Consider the following 4,382-nt stretch of genomic DNA (forward strand, 5'->3'; position numbering starts at 1 on the left):
CCCAAAACCACAGGTCAAAAATTCACACACATTTCCCCGGTGAGAAAACCTCAATGGAAAATTGCCACCAATTTCGCAAGCTAGAAACATATAGAGAATTAGCTCAACGACCGCAATTCCAAAACAACATTTGCACAGGTAGCAATGCCCATACATTAATTTTAATTAAGTGAAATGCTGTATTTTTTAAGCTTGCAATAACTGTCACAATAGCTTTTTGACATGACTCAATTCATGAAACTATCCTTTGGTGGCTGGGGCAACCCCTTGCTCCACTACCAGCATGTGGGAAAATTAACAAAAAAATTCAAAAGAATATACTTTTGTCTACTCTTAGGCCAAACCTGGCGCTTTAATGAAAGCTTAGAGTTCCCCACATATTACAATGGTGCCTAGAAGTTAGTTACCCAACAAACAAAGGAGGCATGTCAGGCATCAACGGCCAGTTGCTTGCACAACACTAGACCGTGACAACAATCGTTTGGCAGAACAAAGTTGGCACAATAACCTTGGCACATAAATCCGCAAGCACAAAGAGCCAAAGAATCAGATACTCACTACATTCCATTTCAATATCACTTAAAGACGTTGGCTTCGTCTTTAGCAAAATGCTGGTAACAAAGATATTCTTTGTTACCAGCATTTTTAATACTTAATGCCCACAAAAAGCAAAAGCACACCTGTACCATCAAAGTTTCAATGAACTTCAATACTTTATTTAACTACCGTGACCGCACCCGCCTAACAGACAGGATCATCCTGAGCGGAGGTTTGGCGCTCTTTCTGTTCGTCCTCATTGACCCAGAGGACGCTTTCAACCTACCCATAGCAGCCACGTTCATAACTGCCGTGATACTTACGGTTCTGTTACAGCGTTTCCCTCGTGGTGCAACAATCGCATATATTTGCTTGGTTGGACTAGTTACCTGGCAGCCAAACTTTCAAACTGAGGTGACCGCGCTTTGGCCGATAGTTTTTGTCGGCGTTCTCGCCACAGGTGGACACAAACGTCTCGCTTGGCTCACATCAGCTATCACATGGTACTTAGTAAGCACATCACCTTCGACCAAGGAATTTTTACCAATTGACCTGATTAGTTCCCTGATCCTGGCTTTTTTAATGGCGGCATCCGTTCTCGTTGGATCGACCATCGAACGAATAAAAACTCAACAGAGAAACCTCAAAGTAGAAGTAGAAAAGCGCCGCGACTTAATGACTCGTGCACTTCATGATTCCGTCGCCACAAAACTGACTTCGATCATTCTCAGATCCGAAACATTAGGTCTCTCCCCCCATTTAGACCCTCAAACCCACGACACACTAAGTTATATTGCTGATGAAGCACGAGCGGCAATCAGTGATGTACGGAGTCTTTTGGAAACCATGAAATCCGACAGCAGTCTCTCGCTTCCCACCTCGCAGGAAACATTGGAGCAGCAGATTATTGCAACTATCAAACTGTTAAAGAGCCACAAACTAAAGGTTCGGTTCCATAACTCTTTGCCACGAGAAGTCCGACGTGCAAAACTTCCCAATGGTATGCAGAATGTTTTCGCAGAATTAGCTTCAAATATTCTAAAATACTCTGACCCAGGTTCGGCGATCGAGCTTGTGACTGAATGGGAAGGTGACACACTTCTGATCCGCTTCTCCAATGTAGTAGCCGTAAAGCAATCGCCTTCTTACTTAACCACAGGCCTTGGCTTAAAGGGAATTGAGGATTTAATCAGGAATTTTGGCGGCACTTGCACTAGAAAGCTGAATAACAATATCTGGATCACTAAGATAGAAATTCCTAGAAAATCACTGGTCATGCCCCAAAGCGGGTGAATGCAATCGTATAACCACATATCACATGTATCCGTTTTTTCCTAATAAATTCCCATAATAGATACATAGGTTCACACCCGTTAGATAGCCCCGACACAGGAAGGATCAACATAAATGTTTGGATCCCGTAATTTTCGCAAGCCAATCGCCGCAGCCGTCGTATCGATCGCGTTGATTGCAAACCCGGTCGCACCAGCACCAGCGCAAGCATTCGATCTTTTCAAAATGAGCTCTTCCTGGAATGACAAGGGAAACGGCAGTTTCTTCAGCTTCACCACTTCTATGGCTTCAATGGTATTCTCCTGCAAAGTTAACCCACGGCGTGTATGGTGCCCAAAGAGGTGATACACTACAAGCGCTATGACTGAGAAACTCATTAACGTACTGTTGGTAGACGACGATCCACTCGTCCTTTCATCAATTGAGCAATATTTCTCTATAACCAGCAGGATTGAGGTTGCCGCCGCCACGAATAGCGGCGCAGAAGCCTTAGAGTTTCTCAACCACCATACGGTTGATGTAGTTCTTGCAGACATTCACATGCCATTAATGGATGGTGTGACATTACTCTCTGAAGTGATGGATCGCCCAAATCCACCAATCTTCATCGCGATCACGGCGCTAGATCGCGATGACGTCATGTTGAAGATTCTGCAATCTGGTGGCTCTGGTTATGTTCTTAAGAGTCAACGCCCCCAGGAAATTATCAAAGCGGTGTTTGACGCAGTTGACGGGGGGACTATTGTCGCCCCTCACGCCCTGAACCGGCTGGTCCAGTATCTTCCACAGAACGGATCGGCCGGTTCGGCGAACTCTGGGTCCTTTTGGGTCCCAGGGTTCGAGAAGATCACCAAAACCGAGCGAGACATACTTGAGTTATTGTGCCGTGGAATGTCCAATGTCCAGATCGCTAACGAGCTTCACTACGCTCAGTCGACAGTGAAAAAACACATTTCAAATATCATGTTGGTATTTGACGCTAAGACGCGTCTAGAACTTGTGACAAAAGTACTTAACCCGGAACACACAGTTTAAAAAAACTTTTTCAATTCCACTTCCCTCACCCCGAAAAGCGACTATAGTCGTAATCTTCGATGCTCATCGGGGAGGCCGCATAAGTGGCTTAATTTCGCATCATTTTTTGAGGGATACATTATGAAGTTGGCCGAAGCGCTGTACGAACGCGCCGACCTGCAACGACGCCTTTCCATGCTGTCCGTACGAATCAAGGAATTAGCACAAGTTCAAGAAGGCGATACGCCGCCGGAAGACCCGGAAAAGCTGCTATTAGAGTACGGGAAATTAAACCGCAGGCTGGAAGCACTGGTTGCGAAGATTAACAAGGTTAACGCCACGTCGCTTTTCGACGAATCCCGCACCATCACCGATATCCTTGCACTTCGGGATAGACTCAAACGCGATTTTGATCTTTACAACGAACTTGCCGACGCCGCAGCCCGCCAAACGGTGCGCTGGACCCGCAGCGAGGTGAAACTAGAGGCGACGGTTAGCGTCGAAAAGCTGCGCGAAAAGGCAAACGAAATCGCCAAAGAATTACGCGCCGTCGACGTTCGCGTTCAGGAGCTAAACTGGCAAATCGAATGTGACTGACGTTGAGTTGGTAGTTGATCATCAGTGAGTACAACGATCTCGAGTTGCATTAAACTCCTAGATCTCCGAGGGCAGGAATCGCATAACACTTTACATTTATGGCCCGGCACTTGGAACTCCTAACAACCAGGATAAATAATAAATTACTACCGCGTACTGGGATGATTAACGAGGGTTGGGTCAGGGGACCTCAACGTCACACCGATTGCCTTAAAACTGGCAATAATGCATCTGAAAGCAGTGGGCCAACATTCGGCGGGAGCGCCTTTTCCGCATCCAACCACTGCGCTTCGGCTATCTCACCCGCCAACTTCCAATCCGCGACGAACGGATGCTCAAACACGTAGGCACGCACGCCCCAACCAGGTTCGTTCGTCGCATCGGTGAGAAATTCACCCACAAATCGAAGTTTCTGCTGGTCAAGCGTCACGCTGATCTCTTCAGCGGCCTCCCGAACCACCGTTTCGGCAGGCGTCTCCCCCGGCTCAATCTTGCCACCCGGCAGCATAAACTTGCTTGTGCCTTCTTTACGAACAATGAGGATCGCCCCAGCAGCATCTCGCATGATTAATGCACTCACAACGACAACATGCTCGTATTGCTCCATAGAAAATCCTCACAGTACACTCGTTTGCTTTTCGACGCCCAAACGACGCGGATCCACTATACCCCAGCCAAGGAACCAGTTGATCTCGCACCGACTGGGCCCATTAGCTATTCGCGTACCCAGCTTCCGATTACGCCTGGGATTACTTTGGGTTGTTCGCCCAACAGCGCTTTGAGGTTGGCGTCTCGTTCAACACTCGCGGTAATACCCCGTATCGGCTTCTTCCGCTTACGCTGATTCTCATTATTGTTATTGTTCTGCCCACCAATCGGTGCCCCAACCATCGGGGTACCAGCACGCCCGCCACTATTTGCACCACCAGCACCAGCGGCTG

At 47.4% G+C, this 4,382-nt stretch carries 5 protein-coding genes and 1 pseudogene; 3 read left to right on the plus strand and 3 right to left on the minus strand.

The genetic code is table 11. The features are described from left to right. Window positions 1-630: 630 nt before the first annotated feature. On the plus strand, window positions 631-1,830 hold the full coding sequence (locus Q4D85_RS14460) for a sensor histidine kinase (protein WP_303201503.1): 1,200 nt from the start codon (window positions 631-633) through the stop codon (window positions 1,828-1,830). Window positions 1,831-1,910: 80 nt separating this feature from the next. On the opposite strand, the gene Q4D85_RS14465 is transcribed toward Q4D85_RS14460, so the two are convergent. Continuing rightward, window positions 1,911-2,207, minus strand: a complete 297-nt coding sequence (locus tag Q4D85_RS14465) for a hypothetical protein (protein ID WP_303201505.1) — start codon at window positions 2,205-2,207, stop codon at window positions 1,911-1,913. Here Q4D85_RS14465 and Q4D85_RS14470 point away from each other — a divergent pair. Continuing rightward, on the plus strand, window positions 2,191-2,865 hold the full coding sequence (locus Q4D85_RS14470; RefSeq protein ID WP_303201507.1) for a response regulator transcription factor: 675 nt from the start codon (window positions 2,191-2,193) through the stop codon (window positions 2,863-2,865). The two genes, Q4D85_RS14465 and Q4D85_RS14470, sit on opposite strands and share 17 nt — an antisense overlap. 120 nt (window positions 2,866-2,985) lie before the next feature. Beyond that, window positions 2,986-3,441: a DIP1984 family protein gene (locus Q4D85_RS14475; RefSeq protein WP_303201508.1), complete on the plus strand. Its 456-nt coding sequence runs from the start codon at window positions 2,986-2,988 to the stop codon at window positions 3,439-3,441. A 196-nt stretch (window positions 3,442-3,637) separates the two neighbouring features. Here Q4D85_RS14475 and Q4D85_RS14480 read toward each other — a convergent pair whose 3' ends face one another. Together Q4D85_RS14480 and Q4D85_RS14485 are read right to left on the minus strand one after the other, a co-directional pair. Next, entirely contained in the window at window positions 3,638-4,048 is a 411-nt protein-coding gene (locus Q4D85_RS14480; protein WP_303201510.1) for an NUDIX domain-containing protein, read from the minus strand. A 107-nt stretch (window positions 4,049-4,155) separates the two neighbouring features. Next, window positions 4,156-4,382, minus strand: a pseudogene (locus tag Q4D85_RS14485) (hypothetical protein); the annotation flags it as partial.

It is taken from the genome of Corynebacterium sp. (assembly GCF_030532965.1).
GTDB lineage: Bacteria > Actinomycetota > Actinomycetes > Mycobacteriales > Mycobacteriaceae > Corynebacterium.

Coding starts and splice junctions, on each gene's coding strand:
- Q4D85_RS14470 (WP_303201507.1), top strand. CDS start 2,191: ATGACTGAGAAACTCATTAACGTACTGTTGGTAGACGACGATCCACTC.
- Q4D85_RS14465 (WP_303201505.1), bottom strand. CDS start 2,207: ATGAGTTTCTCAGTCATAGCGCTTGTAGTGTATCACCTCTTTGGGCAC.
- Q4D85_RS14475 (WP_303201508.1), top strand. CDS start 2,986: ATGAAGTTGGCCGAAGCGCTGTACGAACGCGCCGACCTGCAACGACGC.
- Q4D85_RS14480 (WP_303201510.1), bottom strand. CDS start 4,048: ATGGAGCAATACGAGCATGTTGTCGTTGTGAGTGCATTAATCATGCGA.